The following is an 18331-nucleotide window of genomic DNA, read 5'->3' as shown; positions in this document are numbered from 1 at the left end:
TCTTAAGTTCGATCGGTGAATTGAAGTTTGCCTCGGACATTGGAGGCAAATGTCCTGGGCATTCGAGGCAAAGTTAATGAGCAGTTTGCTCAATGCTTCGAACTGGCACGCCAAGCCGCCTAGCCAATGAAAAAGGCGGGCCGAAGCCCGCCTTTGGTATTCCCCGAGGTAGCTTGCCTTAGAACAGGCGGAGCACCGCCTGGTCGGCCTGCGAGGCCATCGACAGCGCCGTCGACGACAGCTGCTGGCGGGTCTGCAGGGCGAGAAGGTTCGCCGCTTCCTCGTTTGTATCGGCCAAGGTCAGGTTCGCCGCGCCGGTTTCCAGCGTGTTGATCATGTTCTTGGTGAAGTCGGTGCGGTTCTGCACGATCGACAGGTTCGAGCCGAAGGAAGAGGCCTGCGAACGGAGCTTGCCGAGTGCGGTGCCGAGAATTTCCAGCTTCCCGTCGAGCGACGTGTCGCTGTCGAAGTCCGAGTTGACGACGTGGTTGATGCCCAGGGTGGTGTTGTTGATGGCGATCGGATCGCCGTTCTCGTTCTTGGCCTGGATGTCGATGGTCGAAGTGCCGGTCTCGTTGAACGTCAGCTTGAGCTTGTCGCCTCGGAGCAGGTTGATGCCGTTGAAGGAGGCATCGTCGGCGAACTTGTCAAGCTGGTCGCGCAGTTCGTTGAACTGGGTGACGAGGTTCTTGCGAACGGTGTTGCCGTCGATGGTGCCTTCATTCGTGGTGCCGTCGACTTCGCCATCCGTGCCGATACCGGTGACGGTCAGCTCCTCGGTCGAGAGGTTCTCGATGCGGAGCTTGCCGTTGTCGTTGGAGGCGCGGATCTTATCCTTCAGCGAGGTGTTGGTGTTGATCTCCTGCACCAGGGCATCAACAGTCTTCACTGCACCAGCGGGGACCAGCGCGTCACCCGAATCCGATGCAGCAGCGATACCCGAGGTGTTGGTGATGGTGTTGGCACCACCGCCGTTCACCACGCCAACCGCCGAGATGGCGACGGACGAGGTTGCGCCGGTGGTGTTCGAGGTGAGCGACATCGCCGTACCAGAGCCGCCGACAGTGACACCGGTGATGCTGGCGTCGGTCAGGGCCTGGGCAACGGCAGCGCGGAGGTCCGCACCGCTGGTGATCGCACCGCCTACGATACCGGCGTCGGTCAGCGTCTGAGCGTCGATCGTAACGGCAGTGGCAGCGCCACCATCGACGGCGACCGAGAAGTTCAGTTGGTCACCCGGATCGTCGAAGGTGACTGTCGAGGCAAAGGTCGACGACACGGTGCCCGCGGTAGCGGCAGAACCGGCGCCGGTGGTGTTCAGGTTGATGCTGACCGGCGTAGTGCCGACCGAGCCGCCTTCGAACGAGATCGTCTTGGCGGTGGCAGTGCCGATCGCCGTGCTATCCAGCGCATAGGACATGGTCTTGAACGACTTGTCCTGACGCGCCTGGCGCAGGGCAGACTGCATCGACTCGACCGTCTTGGTGATCGAGGTGAGGCCGTTATCAGCGGCTTCAATGGTCTTGATGCCGTTCGACATCGAGTCCAGCAGGTTTGCCATGTCGGACGCACGACTATTCAGCGACGCGGCAGTGAAGAAGTTGGTCGGGTTGTCGAGCGCAGTGTTCACCTTGAGGCCGGTGGCGAGACGCTCCTGCGTCTTTGCCATCGAGGCAGCGGTGGACTGGAGGCTCAGGAGGTTCGAGCGAACCGCCTTTGACAGGTTAACTTCCGGCATGGGTGGAATCCCTTCTGGCTAAATCGATAATCTCGTCCTGAGATTGAGAGGGATCGTAGCCTTGGCCGGCTTAAGAATGGTTAACGGGATGCTTCCGAACGCAGTTAATTTTGTGTTCCGTGACGAGCCGATGTCGCCCGCAGTGCCTTGGATATCTTGGGGAAACCGGCGTTTCGGCAGTTCTTGCCGAGCATGCGTCGGATGACTCGTGGTTAGGGAATTGGCTGCCGCCGACGCAGAATCGTCAGGGCTCAGACGAGCCGATCGTGCAGCGCCAGCGAACCCTGCGCCGGCAGGTCGGCACTGCCCAGCCTGAGGATGATTTCGCGGTCGCTGGTGGGCTTGGGCGGCAGTTGGCCGGAGAGCAGGGCTGCGGCAAAGGCCGAACCCGGCGGAGGCGGCGGCGCGGGGAGCGGCGGCAGCAGCTGCGCGGCATTGTTCTGTGGGGGAGGGGGCGGCGGGGCGTCCGGCTGGTCCGACCCGTGACGGGAATCGCCGAGCAGCGTGCGCGACCGATAGTCGGCGACGGCTCCGAGTCCCATGTTGATCGGTTCGGGCGCTATTCTGGCGCTCATGGACCGGCATTCCTAATTTGCCACTAGCGGACAAGCATGCCGGTCCAAGCTTTCATCCCGCTTTCGCGGTTCGAAGCAATTTGCCGAAAACTGTAGTGATCTAGAGCGTTGGAACCCTCCAGGTCTGAGTTTTGTCGCGCTGAAGTGCTCTAGAGCGCGCGGTTGATCGAGACGCCACTGGCGGCCTGCGGTGGCTGGCCGGCGATTTCGCCATTGGCGCCGTAGGTCTTGGGCCGGGCCTTGGCGTTAATCGCCTTGGCCACATCGGTGAGGAGCTCCTCGGTGACCGAGCGGGCGGTGGCGATGACGCGCAGGTTCTCGGCCATCTGCGTGGCCAGCCGATCATGTCCGCCGAGCAAGGCGTCGACCAGAGCCGGGGCCTCGGCGCGCAGCCGAGCCGACTGGCGCTGTACCGAGCGGGCAAAGCCCATGTAATCCTGGGCGAGGCGGGTCTTTTCAGCCGTCAGATGGCCGGCATCCTTGGCGCGGCCGGCGCGGAGCAGCGTGGTCTCCTGGTTCAGCACCACGACCAGGTTTTCGAGCGTTTCCATGGCGAGGCCGCAGAGCTCGGCGGCGGGAAGCGAGTCGAGGGCCGCGAGGCGTTCGGCAGCAGCATTCATCATTTCAGCGCTCCGCTGGTTCTTGTTGTTGGGAAGGAGTTCTGGGCGGCTTCCTGCGCCGCGATGAGATCAGGCAACAGCGCATCGGCGAGGCCGACGCCGCCCGAGCGGGCCAGCACATCGGCCATCTGCTCGGCCTGCATGCCGCGCCAGGTTTCCTCGGCAAAACCGCCACCCATTGCGCTCTCGTCGGTCTTCAACGAGGCGAACATTTCCTTCATCAAGGTGTTGAGGAAAACACCCTCAAGGTCCTTTGCCTGCTCGCGAAGGTGCCCAACCTGAGCGGGAGAGAGCGTCGTCGTTCTGTTTTGGCCGGCAAAGCCGAGGCCGGAGGCGGAGCTCAGCATCACAGCACCTCGATTTCGGCCTGCAGCGCGCCGGAGGCTTTCACGGCCTGGAGGATGGCGATGAGGTCGCGCGGGCTGATGCCCAGCGCATTGAGGCCATCGACCAGTTCCTGCAGGCTCACCGATTCCGGCACCACCGCGAGGTTGGTTTCGGTGGTGTTTACCGAGAGGTCGGTGCGTGGCTCCACTGCGGTCTGGCCGAGGCTCAGCGGGTTCGGCTGCACCACGGTGGGGCTCTCGGCAATGGTCACCGTGAGGTTCGACTGGGCGACGGCGACGGTCGAAACCCGCACGTCCTTGCCCATGACAATGATGCCGGAGTTCTCGTCGATGACGATCTTGGCCGGCAAGTCGGTCTCGATCACCAGCTGCTCGATGTCGGTCAGGAGGTCGACGATGTTGCCGTTGAAGTTGCGAGGCAGGTTGAGCCGGATGGTCGCCGGATCTTCGGGGGTGGCGCAGGGCACGCCGATGAAATCGTTGATCGCCAGCGCGATGCGGCGCGAGGTGGTAAGGTCGGGGTTGCGCAAGGCCAGCCGCAGCGTGCGCTGGGCGCCGAGCACGAAGCCGATCTCGCGCTCGATCAGGCCGCCGGAGGAGATGCGGCCGGTGGTGGGGACGCCCGAGACCACCGAGGCGGCGTCGCCTTCGGCCGAGAAGCCGTTGATGGTGACCGAACCCTGGGCGATGGCATAGACCTCGCCATCGGCGCCGAGCAGCGGGGTGACCAGCAAGGTGCCGCCCTGCAGGCTCTTGGCATCGCCGAGCGAGGCGACATTGACGTCGAGGCGCGAGCCCTGGGTCGAGAAGGCCGAAAGGTTCGCCGTCACCATCACTGCCGCGACGTTGCCCGTACGCATGTTCTCGCCGCGGGTATTGACGCCCAGCCGCTCGAGCATGGCCTGCAGGCTCTGCTTGGTGAAGGGCGAGTTGTTGAGCCCGTCGCCGGTGCCGTTGAGGCCGACCACCAGGCCGTAGCCGACCAGCTGGTTGTCGCGGACGCCCTCGATGTTGACGACATCCTTGATGCGGGCGGCAGCGGCGTAGGTCACGCTTGGCTGCGGCAGCAGCAGCAATGCCGTCATAAGACCGAGCAGTGCGCGTTTGAGGTTGAATTTGGCCATCTGGCAGTCCCCGGAGTGCGGCACATCCCCATGCGCCGTGATTGCCAGTGGTATTGCGAGAACCGTGCCAGTTTCGCCAATACGTTGAAATTGCACGAGATTGGCGCTCGGCGAGTGGGTTTGGATGATGCTGGTCGGCAAGTCCTGCCGGGTGCATTAACGTTTGCTTAACTGCTGGCGGCAGATTTTGCCGGGCAATGGCAGGCAGGTGAGTCCGGTGCGGATCGAGAACAATGCGCGGGTAGGCAATGTGGCGGGGCGCTCGGCGGCCGGCCGCAGCTCGTCCGGCGTGGCGTTCGAGATCGGGCAGGGGGCGCAGGCTCAGGAGGCGCGGCCGACCGCAACGATCGCCGCCACCACTTCGCTCGATGCATTGCTGGCGTTGCAGGCGGTCGAAGATCCGCTGCTCAGGCGCAAGAAGGTGGTGCGTCGCGGCAACCAGCTGATCGATACGCTCGAGGGGCTGCGCGGCGACCTGCTGGTCGGCCGGATGGCCGAGGGGCGCCTCAACCAGCTCATGGCTGTGTTGACCCAGGCGCGGGAGCGAAGCGAGCCCGGATTGGACGCTTTGCTCGACGATATCGAGCTGCGCGCCAGGGTCGAACTGGCCAAGCGCGGACTGTACCCCGCCTGACACAGTTGGCGCCTCTCCACTCACGGATTAATCACCAAGCTTTTGAAAGCTTGCGAAGCATGCCCTTGCGCCACTATAAGGCCCGCCATTAGGGGCGTTTTGGAATCGAGTCAGAATGTCGACTGAAGTTCTTGAATACCGACCTACTCAGGACGAACCGTTTATGAACCCGCGGCAGCGGGAGTACTTCCGGCAGAAGCTGGAGCGGTGGAAGAGCGAGATCCTCGCAGAAAGCCGCGAAACGCTCGAGAACCTGCAGGAAGAAAGCCAGAACCATCCGGACATGGCCGACCGCGCCTCCTCGGAGAGCGATCGGGCACTTGAACTCCGCACCCGTGATCGGCAGCGCAAGCTGATCTCGAAGATCGACGCGGCGCTCAAGCGGATCGAGGATAACACCTACGGCTATTGCGAAGAGACCGGCGACCCGATCGGGATCGCCCGACTCGACGCCCGGCCGATCGCCACGCTCTCCCTGGAAGCCCAGGAAATGCACGAGCGGCGCGAGAAGGTGTACCGCGACGAATGACAAGAAGGCCCGCAGCGATGCGGGCCTTGTTGTTTGTGGCTCCGGCTAGTTCGCTGACAGGCCCGGCCCGGGAGCACGACCCTTGCGCCATGTGCCGGGCGGGAGTCCGACCACCTTCTTGAAGGCGCGGTTGAAGGCTGCCTCGGAGTCGTAGCCGACCTGAGCGCCGGCCTGCGCGACGCTTATCCCGGGATTCTCCAGCAGCCGCGCTGCCAGCTGCATGCGCCAGCGCGCCAGGTACTGCATTGGCGGATCGCATGCATAGTGGGTGAAGCGGTTGGCGAAGACCGTCCGCGACAACCCGACGGCGCGCGCCAGGCCCTCGAGTGTCCAGTTTGCCGCCGGCTGGCCGTGGATCAGACGAAGGGCCTGGCCGACATGCGGGTCCTTCAGCCCCGAGAGCCAGCCGCGAGCATCCTCGGGCAGGCCTTCCACATATTCACGGATCACCTGCACGAACATCAGCTCGGCAAGCTTGGCAAGAACCGTCTCGCCACCCGGGTTGCCCCGGTCAGTCTCCGAGACTGCATGATGGACGAGGTTGACCAGCCAGCCCTGCCGGGCGGTACCGCGTCCATGCAGGACCCGGGGCAGCGATTTGATGAATGGGTTGTAGGGACGGATATCGCAGCCGAGATAGCCGCAAACGAAGCGGCAGGAGCCGATGCTGGAGCCTTCGTTGACGACGTAGGGCAGTTGGCGATCGATCGGATGATGGTACATAGCGAGGTCGGGTTTGGCCCGCATGCCGATCGCCGAGCAGAGGGCATGCGCATCGTCCATCGGAAAGGCAACGATGTCGCCGGCCTCGAGGCGAAGCGGCTCGGCTGAGCCGTCGGTCATCTCCACCCAGCAGGCGCCCTCGATCAGGGTGTGGAAGAAGAACACGTATTGCGAGTTCGGCATCACCTTGCTGGCTATCACCGAGGCGCGCGGCGCTTCCGCGACCCAGGGCTCGCGGAAAGTGCTGTCGAAGAATATCGCGCCGGTTAGCCGTACGGCGGCAAGCACGTCTGAAAGAACGTCCATTCGCAGGCACTCCGCGCGGCCGGAATTACCGCAACACGGGACAAAATGCCTTCCTCGATATGCATCGACTATCACCGAAACGACTGGGCGAGGCAAGGCGCAGCGCCCCGACGTTCTTGCCGTGTCGGGTCCGGACGCCCGAGCAATGAAACGGGACGATCGGATATTCGTCAGAATGGAGAGCGTGGGTAGCTTTTGCCGGCTGATCGATTTCTGGGAGGACAGCATGCATGACGAGGACATCAACAGCTTTGCCGGCAACCTGAGGGGTACGCTCATCCGAGCCAGCGACACCGCCTATGACGGTGCCCGCAAGCTCTATAACGGCATGATCGACAAGCGGCCGATGCTGATCGCGCAATGCGTCGACAGCGGCGACGTGATCACGGCGGTGAATTTCGGACGCGAGCACAGCCTGGCCATTGCCGTGCGCGGCGGCGGACACAACGGGCCGGGATTTGCCAGCGTCGACAATGGTCTCGTCATCGACCTTTCGATGATGAAAGGCGTGCGGGTCGACCCGAAGGAGCGGACGGTCCGAGTGGGGCCGGGATGCACGACGGGCGACGTGGACCACGCCACGCATGCCTTCGGCCAGGCTGTCCCCTTCGGCATCATCTCGACGACCGGCGTGGGTGGTCTCACCCTGTCGGGCGGACATGGGTATCTCAGCCGGCAGTATGGCCTCGCCATCGACAGCCTGATCGAGGCCGATGTGGTGCTCGCCGATGGCAGCTTCGTCACCGCCAGTGAGACCGAGAACAGCGACCTGATGTGGGCGCTGCGTGGCGGTGGCGGCAATTTCGGCGTCGTGACGAGCTTCCTGTTCCGTACGCATCCGGCCAAGATGCTCTACGGTGGGCCGATCATCTTCGATCTCAGCCACGCCGAGACGGTGATGCGGTGGTATCGGGCGTTCCAGGAGGGGGCGCCAAAGGATTTCTACATCTGGCTTGGGCTGCAATCGGTGCCGCCGGGCGACCCGTTCCCCAGGGAGCACTGGGGCAAGAAGATGTGTGTGCTGCTGGTCGCGCATAATGGCGAGAATGCCGAGGCCGCGGTGAACCGGATCCGGGCCGAGCTCCCGGCGCCAATCATCGACTGGGCCGGGCCGATCGCCTATCCGGCGCTGCAGAGCATGTTCGATGCGCTCTATCCGACGGGGCTGCAGTGGTACTGGAAGGGCGATTTCGTCGAGACGCTATCGGATGAGGCGATTGCGGAACACCTGAAGCATGCCGCCACGGTTCCGACCCCGATCTCGGCCATGCACCTCTATCCGATCGATGGCGCCGTTCACGACAAGGCCAGCGGCGATACGGCCTGGAACTGCCGCAATGCGCGCTGGTCGATGGTCATCGTCGGCGTCGATTCGGATCCAGCCCGGGCAGGGGCGCTGAAGGATTGGGCCAATGGCTACTGGAACGCCGTCCACCCTTACGATCTCAGCGGCGCCTATCCGAACTTCATGATGGAGGAAGGCGAAGCGCGGGTTCGGGCGACCTATGGCGACAACTACTCTCGGTTGGCAAGCCTCAAGGCCAAGTACGACCCGACCAACCTGTTCCACGTCAATCAGAACATCCGGCCGTCGGCTTAGTCCGACTCCCTGGTTCGCGATGACGCTACAGCCGTAGCGTCATCGCGATGCGAGCCGCGATCAGCCGGGTGAAGAAGCGGAGCGGCACGCCCCTGACGCTTGGCAGGTCAGCCGGGACGGCGACAGCGGCGGGCACGAACCTGGTCTGAATACGCATTTCCAGCCGCGGCGCCGGCGGAACGATGCGGTCGCGATAGACGGGCGTCCAGTGCAATACGGACGGGAGCCGCACCTGCATGGCCGAGTTGCAGCAGCTGGCGACCATGCGGCTGGTGGTCGAGTCCGATTTCAACCTGTAGCCCTCGAGCAGCTCGGCGCCCTTGGTGCAGTGCACCCGATCATTGCGATAGAGCAGGTAAGGCGTGCCGGCGCCGGCATCCAGAATCGCTGGTGCGCCGGGCAGGGCTTCGATCAGGCGGGAGCCGGCCTGGCAGTCATCGCAATGGCAGACGAGGCTGATTACCGGCGCGCCAGTCAGCTCGAGTTCGACATTGCCGCAGGCACAGCGTGCCACATACCGCGCCGTCATCGCTTCGTTCTGCCATAGGCGGCGAGGAAGACTCGTACACCGGCCTCGGCGTTGCGACGCAGTTCGGCCTGCGAGGGAATGGCATCGTCGCCGAGCAGCATGGCCTGGTTCAGCGGAGCCGACATGATCAGCCAGTTGAAGTGTTCCGCCGCGGTTGCCGGGTCGTCGACAGCAAGCAGGCCGCGTTTGGCGAGGCCCTCGAACACAGCGGCCAGCATCTTCATGGCGCGTGCCGGGCCGCGCTCGTAAAGCACACGGGCCAGTTCGGGGAAGCGTGTCACCTCGCCGATCACCAGACGCCGCAACTGCATGATGCGGGGCGTCAGAACGACGGTCAGCTGCCGTAACGCATATTCGACGAGGTAGTCAGCGAGGTCCTCGTCCGGCCCGAGCTGCGCCACGTCGTTATGCACGGTGTCGCCGGCGCCGGTGGTCATGCCGCCGACGATCTCGACGAACAGCGCCTCCTTCGAAGAGAAGTGCTTGTAGACGGTCTGCTTTGACACGGCAGAGAGGGCGGCGATCTCATCCATGTTGGTGCCGAGATAGCCGCTTTTCAGGAACACCTCGGTGGCGGCGTCGAGAATGGCCCGGCGTTTGCGGGCCGAGCGGCCATCGCCTTCCGCATCCGCGTGTTCGTTCACTTCCGAGCCCATCGACCTGCCACTTTCCAAAAACCTTCACAGCCCTGATTGACATCACAGTACTGGACAGTCTAGTTTCTGACAACAGTACAGAACTGGACGGTCCAGTTCTGAGTGGGGGCGGCAGCAGCCGCCATACGAGAAGCAGGGAGAGCTTGAATGTCGAACCGAAGCTTCGTGCTGGTTGCCACTGTGGTCGGAGCGCTTGCCCTGCCGATCCCTGGCACGCTGGCAGAGGCCGCAATGCAATCGCCTGAAAATCACACCGCAGGAGACGTTTCGATGACCAACCACACCAGATCGGCCACCCTCAAGGTCCCGGGCGCGACGCTTTACTACGAGGTGCAGGGCAGCGGCCCGACGCTGCTGATCATCCCCGGCGGTCCGCAGGATGCGGGTGTGTTCGCCGAGCTGTCGCAGCGCCTCGCCGACCGCTACACCGTGGTCGCCTACGATCCGCGCGGCAATTCGCGCTCGACGTTTGACGGCGAGATCAAGCCGCTGCTGATGGACCAGCAGGCGGATGACGCCGCGGCGCTGATCGAGGCGCTGGGCAATGGCCCGGCCTATGTGTTCGGCACCAGCGGTGGTGCACAGATCGGGCTCAACCTCGCGGCACGGCACCCCAAGCTGGTGCAGGCGCTGGTGGCGCATGAGCCGCCTTCGATGATGCTGATGGACGATCCGAGCGAGGCCGTGGCGGCCGACAAGGCGCTCCACGACACCTACGTCAAAGACGGCGTCGATGCGGCGATGGGGATGTTCTTCTCGATGAACGGTCTCGCGGAGGAGGGCGGCGACGCAGCAGAAGCGTCGCCGGAATTCGAGATGCCGCCGGAAGAGGCGGAAACCTTCGCCCGGGTCAGCGGCAATTTCGAGTACTGGCTGGCGCACGGCATGCTGCCGCTGTCGCTCTATACGCCGGACGTGGCGACGCTGAAGGCAGGCAGCCCGAAGATCGTCGTCGCCATCGGCGAGGCGTCGGCCGGCCAGCCGATCGAGGAAATGAGCCTGGCGCTGACCAACACGCTCGGCATCGCGCCGACGAAATTCCCCGGCGATCACATGGGCTTTGGACCCCAGGCTGCCGCGTTTGCGGACGCGCTGCACCGCTCGTTCGCCAACTGACGGAGGCAAGCATGCACATCCAGTTCGCCGAACTGCCGGTGTTCGACCAGGACCGGGCCATCGCCTTCTATGTCGACAAGCTCGGCTGCGAGGTGGTTGCCGATGCGCCGATGGGCGCGGATGGCTGGCGATGGGTCGAGGTGAAGTTCCCCGGCGCCCGCACGGCGCTGCACTTCCTCCGCCGCCCGGACGAAAAGCCATCGGCCGAGCCGGTGCTGGTGCTGGTCGAGGCCGACGTGGCGGGAACGATCGAGCGGCTCCGCGCCAAGGGCGTCGAGATCATCACCGAGCCGGGCGAGGCGCCGTGGCAGCCGGGCCGGGTGGTGGCGGAGTTCCGCGACAGCGAGGGCAACCGGATGGTGATCGGCAGCTACTGAATCTGGAGGTCCCGGCCTGAGTCGGGACCTCCGGTTTTCAGTCAGCGGAAAGTGCGGAACGACGAGATGTTGCCGTCCAGCCACCAGGGCAGGGTGGCGACATCGCGGTTGAAGTCCTCGCAGCGGCGGAAGTTGCGATCCTCGCAGACCTTAACCGTCATTGAGCCGCTGATGCTGATCGAGGCGATGCGGTTGTTCCAGGAGCCGAGATCCCGGTTGCTGTCGCCGACGCCGACGCAGAAGCTGCGGCCACGGAAACGGATGTCGTCGTAAAAGCAGGCCCGCCGCCGGACGTTCGAGTCGCCGCCGCCACTGCCGGTCCGTGACAGGAAGTTCTGCGACACCCAACCGCTAGGGCCGCCGTGGTTGACCCAGCACCAGCCGCCGCTGCAATTGCTGATGCGCACGCTCTGGCCGGCGCGCAGCACGTCGACAACGGCATAACTGGTGCCCGGACCACGACGGACGTTGACGTTGGAGGTCGCCACGGCGTTGCCCACGCCACTGCCGCCCCCGGGGTTGTCGGGAACGATGACAAACGTCTCTTGCGCCAGCACCTGGGGCACTGCTCCCAGGCCAGCAGCCAGCATCGCCGCAATGAATAGTGCTCTTATCATAACGATCTCCTCAACCCGGCTGGGAAACAGACGCGCGTACGGTGCGGTTTCGTACAGAACGCGAGAAGTGTTGGCCGTCCGTTGCGCAAGTACTACCATCCAAAGCGGCGAATTGATGCGCATGGCGCGCTGTTCAGTTCAAAATCGTTGAACCGGTCGCGTAAATAGTTGCATCTTATTTGATGTCACCTGGCCATCCGGCGCCAGCGGAAGCTTAGGCAATAACTGCGATGGCTGCTGGTGTTCGTTGAACGCGGAGAGCCGACATGGCCCGCAACAAGCCGCTTGGCCGGCCAAAGGCGAGGAGGCGACGTTGAGCACCGCTCCGCGGCATATCCGCGAACCGTCCTATTTCGACGCGGTGGCGCCGCTGGTGGTGCTTGCCGTGCTGATCGCCGGCGCGGTGACGCTGTTCGGGCTCAAGGCGACGGATGGACCGCTGCAGGTGGCGATTATTCTAGCTGCGATGTTCACCTCGTTCATTGTGCTGAAGAATGGGCACAGCTGGGAGGAAGTGGCCGAGGCCGGGCGTAAGGGCGTCTCCTCGGTGGTCGGCGCCATCTTCATCCTGTTCGCGGTAGGGGCGCTGATCGGCACCTGGAACATGGCCGGGACCATCCCGACGCTGGTCTACTATGGCATCCAGGTGATCAATCCGGACTGGTTCTACCTCGCCTCTCTGCTGGTCTGCGCCGCCATCGCCATGGGCATCGGCAGCTCGTGGACCACGGCGGGCACAATCGGGGTCGGGCTGGTGGGGCTGTCGTTCCTCGCCGGCGTCTCGCCCGCGATCACCGCAGGAGCCGTGATTTCCGGCGCCTATGTCGGCGAGAAGCTGTCGCCGCTGTCGGAAACGGCGATACTCGCCGCGCAACTGACCGGCACCACCATCTATGCGCATTTGCGGGCGCAGGTCTGGAGCTCGGTGCCGGCGCTGCTCGTCGCCGCCATCGGCTTCGGCATCTTCGGCTGGGCCGACAGTTCGAGCGGCGCGAGCGACAGCGTGATCGCCTCGGAGCTTTCGGCGCTGTCGACGCTGTTCAACATCACACCGCTGACCCTGCTGCCGCTGGTGCTGCTGATCGTCTTGTCGATCTTCAAGGTGCCGCCATCGCTGGCGATCATCGGCTCGGCGCTCGCTGCGGCGGTGCTGGCGCCGTTGCTCCAATCCGAGGCGGTGCTGCGCTTCGTCAACGACCCCGGCCTAGTGCCGGCCGCCGCCTACCTCAAGGGCGGATGGCAGGCGATGGGCACCGGGTTCGAAGCCAACTCGGGCATCGAGGTGGTCGACAGTCTGCTGTCGCGTGGCGGCATGGCGAGCATGCTGCTCACCATCTGGCTGATCCTCGGCGCCCTGGTCTACGGCACGCTGCTCGACGAGTTCGGGCTGCTGCTGAAGCTGGTGACGCCGGTGCTGATGCGGGCCCGCAGCACCGGCTCGCTGATCGCCACCGTGGTTGGCACGGCGTTCGGACTCAATATCGTCGCCGGCGACCAGTATGTGGCGGTGGTGCTGCCGGCGCGGATTTTCCGTGCCGAGTTCAGCAAACGCGGTCTGGCCGCCACCAACCTGTCGCGGGCAGTGGCGGATGGTGGCAGCGTCACCTCGCCGCTGATCCCGTGGAATTCCTGCGGCGCCTATATGGCGGCGGTGCTCGGCGTGCCGACACTGGTCTACCTGCCGTTCTGCCTGTTCAACATCGCGAGCCCATTGGTCACGTTGCTGCTGGGGTTCAGCGGGTTTCGGATCGAGCGGGTGGAGGCGGGGGCGGAGGAGGCGGTGGACGTCGTGTCGCCGTAGATGGGGTAAGGGCCCCCATACTCACCTCCGCACGGTGTCACCCCGGCGAAGGCCGGGGCCCATCCTGAGGACTATCGGGGCATCACAGTTCCCGCCTGTCCACGACTCCCCAAATGCCCGCAGGCCCGCACGCGCCTCAACTCACCGCGGCATCTCAGGATGGGCCCCGGCCTTCGCCGGGGTGACACCGTGGTTGGGGGAAGCTCGGTGCCAGGCAGCCCCTATGCCACCGCCTCGCGACTATCGTCCAACGCGCCCACCATGTACTGCACCAGTTCGGACGCGTTGGTCTCGCCGGTGCGTTTCTCGGTGACCTTGCGGCCGCGATGCATCACCACGATGCGGTCGGCGACGGCGAAGACGTCGGGCATGGTGTGGGTAATGAGGATCACCGGCACGCCCTGGTCGCGCAACCGGCGGATCAATTCGAGCACCTTCTGCTGCTCGGGCACGCCGAGATTGTTGGTCGGCTCGTCCATGATCATCAGCCGCGCCTTCCAGTAGATGGCGCGGGCGATGGCGACGGCCTGCCGCTGGCCGCCCGAGAGACTCTCGATCGGCTGGGTGAGGCTGGGGAACTGGATATCGAGGGTTGCGAGGCTCTGCTCGGCCTCGGCCAGCATCAGCTTGTCGTTGAGCGTGTTGATCAGCCCGCCGAGATAGCGGTGTTTCACCTCGCGGCCGAGGAAGATGTTGGCGGGCACGTCGAGATTGTTGGCCAGCGCCAGATCCTGGTAGATCGTCTCGATGCCGGCGCTGCGCGCGTCGATGGGCTTGGGGAAGCTGACCGGCTTGCCCTCGAAGCGGATCTCGCCCTCATCGGGCAGGTGAACGCCGGAAACGCACTTGATCAGCGTCGACTTGCCGGCGCCGTTGTCGCCGAGCAGCGCCACCACCTCGCCGGGGTTGATGTCGAGGCTGACATCGTTGACCGCGGTGAGGCCGCCGAAGCGCTTCACCAGGTTGCGGATCGACAGAACCGGTTCGCTCATGACCCTCTCCCGCGGCGGCCGAGGATCAGGTCGCGTGACTGGTCGATGAGCACGGCGATGATCACCACCGCGCCGACGACAATGAATTGCCAGAAGGCCTGGACGTTCATCATCACCAGCCCGGTGGTCAGCACCGCGATGATGAGCGCGCCGATCACCGTGCCGATGATCGAGCCGGCGCCGCCGAACAGGCTGACGCCGCCGATGATCACCGCGGCGATGGAGCTCAAAAGCAGCGGATCGCCGATCACCGCCGAGCCAGCAGTGAAGCGCAGCGTCGAGAGGAACCCGGCAATGCCGGCGGTGACCGAACTCAGCATGTAGAGCTTGACGATGTGGCGATCGACCGGGATGCCGGTGCGCAGCGCCGCCTGCATGTTGCCGCCGATGGCATAGGTATGCCGGCCGAACTGGGTGCGGTTGAGGATGAACATGCAGATGATCACGACGATGGCCGTGATCACCACCGGCCAGGTGAAGATGCGGTCCATCTGGCGCAGCATGGCGCCGGTGACGTCGGGGCGGAAGAACGCATAGAAGCCGCCGCCTTCGCCGTTGACGACGTAGAACAGCGATTCATTGCCATAGTCGCGGATATCGGCGGGCAGGCCGATGACGGTGGTGTTCTCGGAGAACAGCAGCGCCATGCCGCGCACGATGAAGGATGAGCCGAGCGTCACGATGAAGGCCGGGACCTTGAGCTTGGCGATGATCAGGCCATTGACGAGGCCGACGCCGGCCGAGGCGCCGACCGCGGCAAGGAAACCGAGGGTGGCGGCGAGAAACAGCGGTGCGCCGGCATTGAACGAGGCGCGGATGGCGTGGGCCGAGACCACGGAGGCGAGGCTCATCACCCAGCCGACGCTGAGGTCGATCCCCGCCGAGATGATGACGAAGGTCTGCCCCAGTCCGAGCAGCAGCACCGGAGTGATGGCAACGAGGATGTTCATCGCGTTGCGCAGCGTCAGGAAGGTGGCGCCGCCGGAGAGCGGCACGACGATGATGAAAAAGGCGATCATCAGGCCGAGGAACGCCCAGGCCCAGAGCCGGCTGGCGAGGAGGATGAAACGCTTGTCGGGCGAGAGCCGGGGCTCCGCTGGAATTGTCTTGCTGTCGGTCACGGCTGCCCCGGCTTGGTGAGAGACGGCGGTGGCCGGAGACCTGAGGCCTCCGGCTGCTCGTGCGGGATGGTCAGTTCACCTTGTAGATGAAGCGTGCGTATTCGGGATCGGCGACATTGTCTTTGTCGATGATGGCAAAGCCGGTCTCGACACGGCGCGGCAGGCTGGTGACGCCGGCGGCATCGGCGACGGCGAATTGCACCGCCATATAGCCCATGTCGAAGGGCTTCTGCGCCAGGACCAGCGACACCACGCCCTTGCCCATCAGCTCGATGGCTTCGGCCGTCGCGTCATAGGCCACGACCTGCACATGCCCGCCGAGGCCGGCATTGACCACCGCGTTACCGGCGCCGCCGGCGCTGAACACGTTGGTGCCGAACACGCCGGCGAGGTCGGGGTTCTGCTCGATCACCGCGGCGGTCTGCTGCGCGGCCTTGTTCTGGTCATCGAGGTTGTAGTCGGGGCCGAGCACCTTGATGTCGGGGAACTCGTTCTTCATCACCTCGGCAAAGCCCTGCTCACGGCCTTCGACCGACGAGACGTTGGGGTTGGTGGAGTTGATGTAGACCGTGCCCTTGCCGCCGATCGCCTTGGCGAGGCCGCGGGCCGAGATACGGCCACCTTCGACGTTGTCGGAGCCGATATAGCTGATCGGGAATTTCACCGGACCGTTGGCATAGTCGCCATCGCCGAGGAAGGTGTCGACGGTGATCACCTTGATGCCGGCATCGAGTGCTGCCTGCAGCGGCGCCACCATCTGATCCTTATCGGTGGGGGCGGTGATGATGTAGTTGAGGTCGCCTCGCGCCACCAGCGCATCGAGGATCGGGGTCTGCGCTTCGACACCCCAGGTCGGCGGGACCTGGGTCACCACTTCGACGCCGAGGTCCTTGGCCGCGGCTTCGACGCCCAGTTGCATGACCTGGTAGAACGGATCGACCACGCCCGGCAGGAAGCCGATCTTGATGTCGGCGGCGGAAACGGTGGCCGTAGAGAGTAATAGCGTGCCCAGCAGGGCAGCGGTCATCGTCGACGCGTTACGCATCGAAACCTCCCCTTATTGTTGTGATCCGGCGGCTCCTTTGAACTCCTCCGCCAGATCACCAACGATAGGCCCGCGCGCTCACATTTGTAAACTGGCCGGATATATTCAAACCGCGCTAGGGCAACACGATTTCGCGCTCGATGCCGATTGCCGCGAGGAAGTCGCGGTCGTGGCTGACCACCAGCAGCGCGCCGTCATAGGCAGCGAGGCCAGCCTCCACCGCCTCGATGGCGTGGATGTCGAGGTGGTTGGTCGGCTCGTCGAGGATCAGCAGTTCGGGCGGCCGGCCGCTGCCGATGGTGCAGGCGAGGCCGGCGCGCAACATTTCGCCACCGCTGAGCTGACCGACCGGTTTCAGCGCGGCGTCGGCACGGAACATGAAGCGGGCGAGGGCGGAGCGCGCCGTGGTCTCGCCATCCTCGGGGTTGAGCCGCAGGTAGTTCTCGCGAATGGTCTCAAGCGGATCGAGGAGGCTGACTTCCTGGTCGAGCAACGCATGCCGCCGCGCGATGCGAACCGCACCGGTCACTGGGGCAAGGGTGCCGGTGATCAGCCGGAGCAGGGTGGTCTTGCCAGAGCCGTTGGGGCCGGTGATCGCCACGCGCTCAGGCCCCGTGATGGCAAAGCTCAGGGTCCGGATCACCGGCTGTTCGGGCACTGGGCCGCCGGTGAGCCGATCGAGCTGCAGCACCGTTGTGCCATTGGCGAGGCCGCTCGGCTCGAGCTTCACCGCCATCGGCTGCAGCACCTCGATCTCGGCCTTGGCGGCGGCGAGCGCCGTGCTGGCTGAGGCGCGGCGCCGTTCACTGAGCTTCATCTGCTCGCCGCTGGTGTTCTCCGCGTTCATCTTCATGCCGCCCAGCATGATGCGCGGGATATCGCCCTTGGCGGCTTTCCGCGCCCCGGCGCCATCCTTCTTGGCTTTGCGCTCGCGCATCAGCTGCGTCTTGCGGTCGAGCTCGCCGAGGGTGCGCTCGGCAGAAGCGAGTCCCTGTTCGGCGGCCGCCAGCTCGATTGCCTTGCGTTCCTGGTAGAGATCCCAGTTGCCGCCATAGGTGCGGGCGCCGATCGTGGTGAGCTCGACAATGGCGTCCATCTCACGCAGCAGCGCGCGGTCGTGGCTGACCACGATGGCGGCGCCGCGCCAGCGTTTCAGCAGTTCCGTGACAGCCGCCCGGCCATCGCGGTCGAGGTTGTTGGTGGGCTCGTCGAGCAGCAGCATATCCGGCTGTTCGATCAAGAGCGCTGCCAGCGACAGGCGGGTGCGCTGGCCACCGCTCAGCGTGGCGGTGGGTCGATCGAGGGCGAGCGACGGCAGGCCGACATCGGCGAGGGCCGTCTCGATCTTTGCCGGCAACAGCCAGTCGGCCCCTTCGGCATCCTCGAGCGAGCCGGTGCCGGCCTCGAGCCGGTCGAGCCGGGCCAGCTGCTCGGCGCAGCCCAGCGCGTCGGCGACGCTCGCATCGGAGCGTTGCACCGTCTGCCGCAACACGCCGAGCGTGCCGGAGACGACGATCTCGCCGCTGGAGGGCGCGAGTTCGCCGAGGAGCAGTTTCAGCAGCGTGGTCTTGCCAGTGCCGTTGCGGCCGATCAGGCCGGTGCGAACCGGGCCGAAGGAAAGATCGAGATCTGAGAAGAGGGTGACGCCATCAGGCGTCTTGTAGCTCACCGCTTTGAGCGAAATAGAACCGGGCATAGTCGGACTCCGGGTGACGGATCAGGGTGGTTTGATCGGTCATGCGGATATCCATGGGGACCTGCCGGTTAGTGCTGCGGATGGGCGGAAAATAGGGAGGTTCGCTGAGATGTCAACCTTGGTGCCGGCTTACCCCGACTGATAGAGACGGCCCCCTCCCGGCCTCCCCCCTAAAGGGGGAGGTG

19 protein-coding genes are annotated in these 18331 nt (G+C 64.8%); 6 read left to right on the top strand and 13 right to left on the bottom strand.

Annotated elements, in window-relative coordinates:
- Positions 1 to 178 precede the first annotated feature (178 nt).
- The 5 genes from ASC89_RS18380 to ASC89_RS18360 form a co-directional block, all read right to left on the bottom strand.
- Positions 179 to 1738: a flagellin gene (locus ASC89_RS18380; RefSeq protein WP_056000431.1), complete on the bottom strand. Its 1560-nt coding sequence runs from the start codon at positions 1736 to 1738 to the stop codon at positions 179 to 181.
- A 251-nt stretch (positions 1739 to 1989) separates the two neighbouring features.
- The gene (locus tag ASC89_RS18375; RefSeq protein WP_156384678.1) at positions 1990 to 2313 is read right to left on the bottom strand and encodes a hypothetical protein; all 324 of its coding nucleotides are present in this window, start codon (positions 2311 to 2313) and stop codon (positions 1990 to 1992) included.
- A gap of 149 nt (positions 2314 to 2462) precedes the next feature.
- The gene (locus ASC89_RS18370) at positions 2463 to 2936 is read right to left on the bottom strand and encodes a flagellar protein FlgN (RefSeq protein WP_056000425.1); all 474 of its coding nucleotides are present in this window, start codon (positions 2934 to 2936) and stop codon (positions 2463 to 2465) included.
- Positions 2933 to 3280 (bottom strand): rod-binding protein, encoded by a 348-nt coding sequence (locus tag ASC89_RS18365; protein WP_056000422.1) that lies wholly within the window; start codon positions 3278 to 3280, stop codon positions 2933 to 2935. Before ASC89_RS18365 ends, ASC89_RS18370 begins: the two co-directional genes overlap by 4 nt.
- Complete coding sequence (locus ASC89_RS18360) at positions 3280 to 4404, bottom strand: flagellar basal body P-ring protein FlgI (RefSeq protein WP_082533449.1); 1125 nt, start codon at positions 4402 to 4404, stop codon at positions 3280 to 3282. Before ASC89_RS18360 ends, ASC89_RS18365 begins: the two co-directional genes overlap by 1 nt.
- Positions 4405 to 4621: 217 nt before the next feature.
- Here ASC89_RS18360 and ASC89_RS18355 point away from each other — a divergent pair, with 217 nt between their 5' ends.
- Together ASC89_RS18355 and dksA are read left to right on the top strand one after the other, a co-directional pair.
- Entirely contained in the window at positions 4622 to 5038 is a 417-nt protein-coding gene (locus tag ASC89_RS18355) for a flagellar assembly protein FliX (RefSeq protein ID WP_162247962.1), read from the top strand.
- 115 nt (positions 5039 to 5153) lie between these two features.
- Positions 5154 to 5567: an RNA polymerase-binding protein DksA gene (gene dksA / locus ASC89_RS18350; RefSeq protein ID WP_055882371.1), complete on the top strand. Its 414-nt coding sequence runs from the start codon at positions 5154 to 5156 to the stop codon at positions 5565 to 5567.
- Positions 5568 to 5612: 45 nt separating this feature from the next.
- Here the strand turns inward: dksA and ASC89_RS18345 are convergent, their stop codons facing one another.
- Entirely contained in the window at positions 5613 to 6596 is a 984-nt protein-coding gene (locus ASC89_RS18345) for an AraC family transcriptional regulator (RefSeq protein ID WP_056000416.1), read from the bottom strand.
- Between the two features lie 175 nt (positions 6597 to 6771).
- On the opposite strand from ASC89_RS18345, the gene ASC89_RS18340 reads away from it, so the two are divergent.
- Entirely contained in the window at positions 6772 to 8196 is a 1425-nt protein-coding gene (locus ASC89_RS18340; RefSeq protein ID WP_244488497.1) for an FAD-binding oxidoreductase, read from the top strand.
- Positions 8197 to 8221: 25 nt separating this feature from the next.
- On the opposite strand, the gene ASC89_RS18335 is transcribed toward ASC89_RS18340, so the two are convergent.
- On the bottom strand, positions 8222 to 8725 hold the full coding sequence (locus tag ASC89_RS18335; RefSeq protein WP_056000413.1) for a GFA family protein: 504 nt from the start codon (positions 8723 to 8725) through the stop codon (positions 8222 to 8224).
- A complete protein-coding gene (locus ASC89_RS18330; RefSeq protein WP_407065076.1) occupies positions 8722 to 9369 on the bottom strand; it encodes a TetR/AcrR family transcriptional regulator in 648 nt (215 codons plus the stop codon). The genes ASC89_RS18335 and ASC89_RS18330 overlap by 4 nt, the downstream gene beginning before the upstream one ends.
- Positions 9370 to 9528: 159 nt before the next feature.
- Here ASC89_RS18330 and ASC89_RS18325 point away from each other — a divergent pair, with 159 nt between their 5' ends.
- Together ASC89_RS18325 and ASC89_RS18320 are read left to right on the top strand one after the other, a co-directional pair.
- Positions 9529 to 10497, top strand: coding sequence for an alpha/beta fold hydrolase (locus ASC89_RS18325; RefSeq protein WP_200940462.1), 969 nt, complete (start codon positions 9529 to 9531; stop codon positions 10495 to 10497).
- Positions 10498 to 10508: 11 nt separating this feature from the next.
- The gene (locus ASC89_RS18320) at positions 10509 to 10874 is read left to right on the top strand and encodes a VOC family protein (protein ID WP_056000410.1); all 366 of its coding nucleotides are present in this window, start codon (positions 10509 to 10511) and stop codon (positions 10872 to 10874) included.
- Positions 10875 to 10915: 41 nt separating this feature from the next.
- Here ASC89_RS18320 and ASC89_RS18315 read toward each other — a convergent pair whose 3' ends face one another.
- Positions 10916 to 11491, bottom strand: a complete 576-nt coding sequence (locus tag ASC89_RS18315; RefSeq protein ID WP_162247961.1) for an SH3 domain-containing protein — start codon at positions 11489 to 11491, stop codon at positions 10916 to 10918.
- A 313-nt stretch (positions 11492 to 11804) separates the two neighbouring features.
- Between ASC89_RS18315 and ASC89_RS18310 the strand changes: the two genes are divergently transcribed.
- Positions 11805 to 13292: a Na+/H+ antiporter NhaC family protein gene (locus tag ASC89_RS18310; protein WP_244488496.1), complete on the top strand. Its 1488-nt coding sequence runs from the start codon at positions 11805 to 11807 to the stop codon at positions 13290 to 13292.
- A 221-nt stretch (positions 13293 to 13513) separates the two neighbouring features.
- Here the strand turns inward: ASC89_RS18310 and ASC89_RS18305 are convergent, their stop codons facing one another.
- From ASC89_RS18305 to ASC89_RS18290, 4 genes are all read right to left on the bottom strand, one after another.
- A complete protein-coding gene (locus ASC89_RS18305) occupies positions 13514 to 14284 on the bottom strand; it encodes an ATP-binding cassette domain-containing protein (RefSeq protein ID WP_055882354.1) in 771 nt (256 codons plus the stop codon).
- Entirely contained in the window at positions 14281 to 15405 is a 1125-nt protein-coding gene (locus tag ASC89_RS18300; RefSeq protein ID WP_055882351.1) for an ABC transporter permease, read from the bottom strand. The genes ASC89_RS18305 and ASC89_RS18300 overlap by 4 nt, the downstream gene beginning before the upstream one ends.
- Before the next feature lie 70 nt (positions 15406 to 15475).
- Positions 15476 to 16450 (bottom strand): ABC transporter substrate-binding protein, encoded by a 975-nt coding sequence (locus ASC89_RS18295; RefSeq protein WP_055882348.1) that lies wholly within the window; start codon positions 16448 to 16450, stop codon positions 15476 to 15478.
- A gap of 115 nt (positions 16451 to 16565) precedes the next feature.
- Positions 16566 to 18146: an ABC-F family ATP-binding cassette domain-containing protein gene (locus tag ASC89_RS18290; protein WP_056000404.1), complete on the bottom strand. Its 1581-nt coding sequence runs from the start codon at positions 18144 to 18146 to the stop codon at positions 16566 to 16568.
- Between the last annotated feature and the right edge of the window lie 185 nt (positions 18147 to 18331).

The organism is Devosia sp. Root413D1, from assembly GCF_001425235.1.
Classification (GTDB): domain Bacteria; phylum Pseudomonadota; class Alphaproteobacteria; order Rhizobiales; family Devosiaceae; genus Devosia_A.
This window is presented reverse-complemented; position numbering and strand designations above follow the sequence as displayed.

What these genes read in the sequence shown, in the direction of transcription:
- ASC89_RS18380 (WP_056000431.1), bottom strand. Translation starts at nt 1,738, where the DNA reads ATGCCGGAAGTTAACCTGTCAAAGGCGGTTCGCTCGAACCTCCTGAGC.
- ASC89_RS18375 (WP_156384678.1), bottom strand. Translation starts at nt 2,313, where the DNA reads ATGAGCGCCAGAATAGCGCCCGAACCGATCAACATGGGACTCGGAGCC.
- ASC89_RS18370 (WP_056000425.1), bottom strand. Translation starts at nt 2,936, where the DNA reads ATGATGAATGCTGCTGCCGAACGCCTCGCGGCCCTCGACTCGCTTCCC.
- ASC89_RS18365 (WP_056000422.1), bottom strand. Translation starts at nt 3,280, where the DNA reads ATGCTGAGCTCCGCCTCCGGCCTCGGCTTTGCCGGCCAAAACAGAACG.
- ASC89_RS18360 (WP_082533449.1), bottom strand. Translation starts at nt 4,404, where the DNA reads ATGGCCAAATTCAACCTCAAACGCGCACTGCTCGGTCTTATGACGGCA.
- dksA (WP_055882371.1), top strand. Translation starts at nt 5,154, where the DNA reads ATGTCGACTGAAGTTCTTGAATACCGACCTACTCAGGACGAACCGTTT.
- ASC89_RS18345 (WP_056000416.1), bottom strand. Translation starts at nt 6,596, where the DNA reads ATGGACGTTCTTTCAGACGTGCTTGCCGCCGTACGGCTAACCGGCGCG.
- ASC89_RS18340 (WP_244488497.1), top strand. Translation starts at nt 6,772, where the DNA reads ATGGAGAGCGTGGGTAGCTTTTGCCGGCTGATCGATTTCTGGGAGGAC.
- ASC89_RS18335 (WP_056000413.1), bottom strand. Translation starts at nt 8,725, where the DNA reads ATGACGGCGCGGTATGTGGCACGCTGTGCCTGCGGCAATGTCGAACTC.
- ASC89_RS18325 (WP_200940462.1), top strand. Translation starts at nt 9,529, where the DNA reads ATGTCGAACCGAAGCTTCGTGCTGGTTGCCACTGTGGTCGGAGCGCTT.
- ASC89_RS18320 (WP_056000410.1), top strand. Translation starts at nt 10,509, where the DNA reads ATGCACATCCAGTTCGCCGAACTGCCGGTGTTCGACCAGGACCGGGCC.
- ASC89_RS18315 (WP_162247961.1), bottom strand. Translation starts at nt 11,491, where the DNA reads ATGATAAGAGCACTATTCATTGCGGCGATGCTGGCTGCTGGCCTGGGA.
- ASC89_RS18305 (WP_055882354.1), bottom strand. Translation starts at nt 14,284, where the DNA reads ATGAGCGAACCGGTTCTGTCGATCCGCAACCTGGTGAAGCGCTTCGGC.
- ASC89_RS18295 (WP_055882348.1), bottom strand. Translation starts at nt 16,450, where the DNA reads ATGCGTAACGCGTCGACGATGACCGCTGCCCTGCTGGGCACGCTATTA.
- ASC89_RS18290 (WP_056000404.1), bottom strand. Translation starts at nt 18,146, where the DNA reads ATGCCCGGTTCTATTTCGCTCAAAGCGGTGAGCTACAAGACGCCTGAT.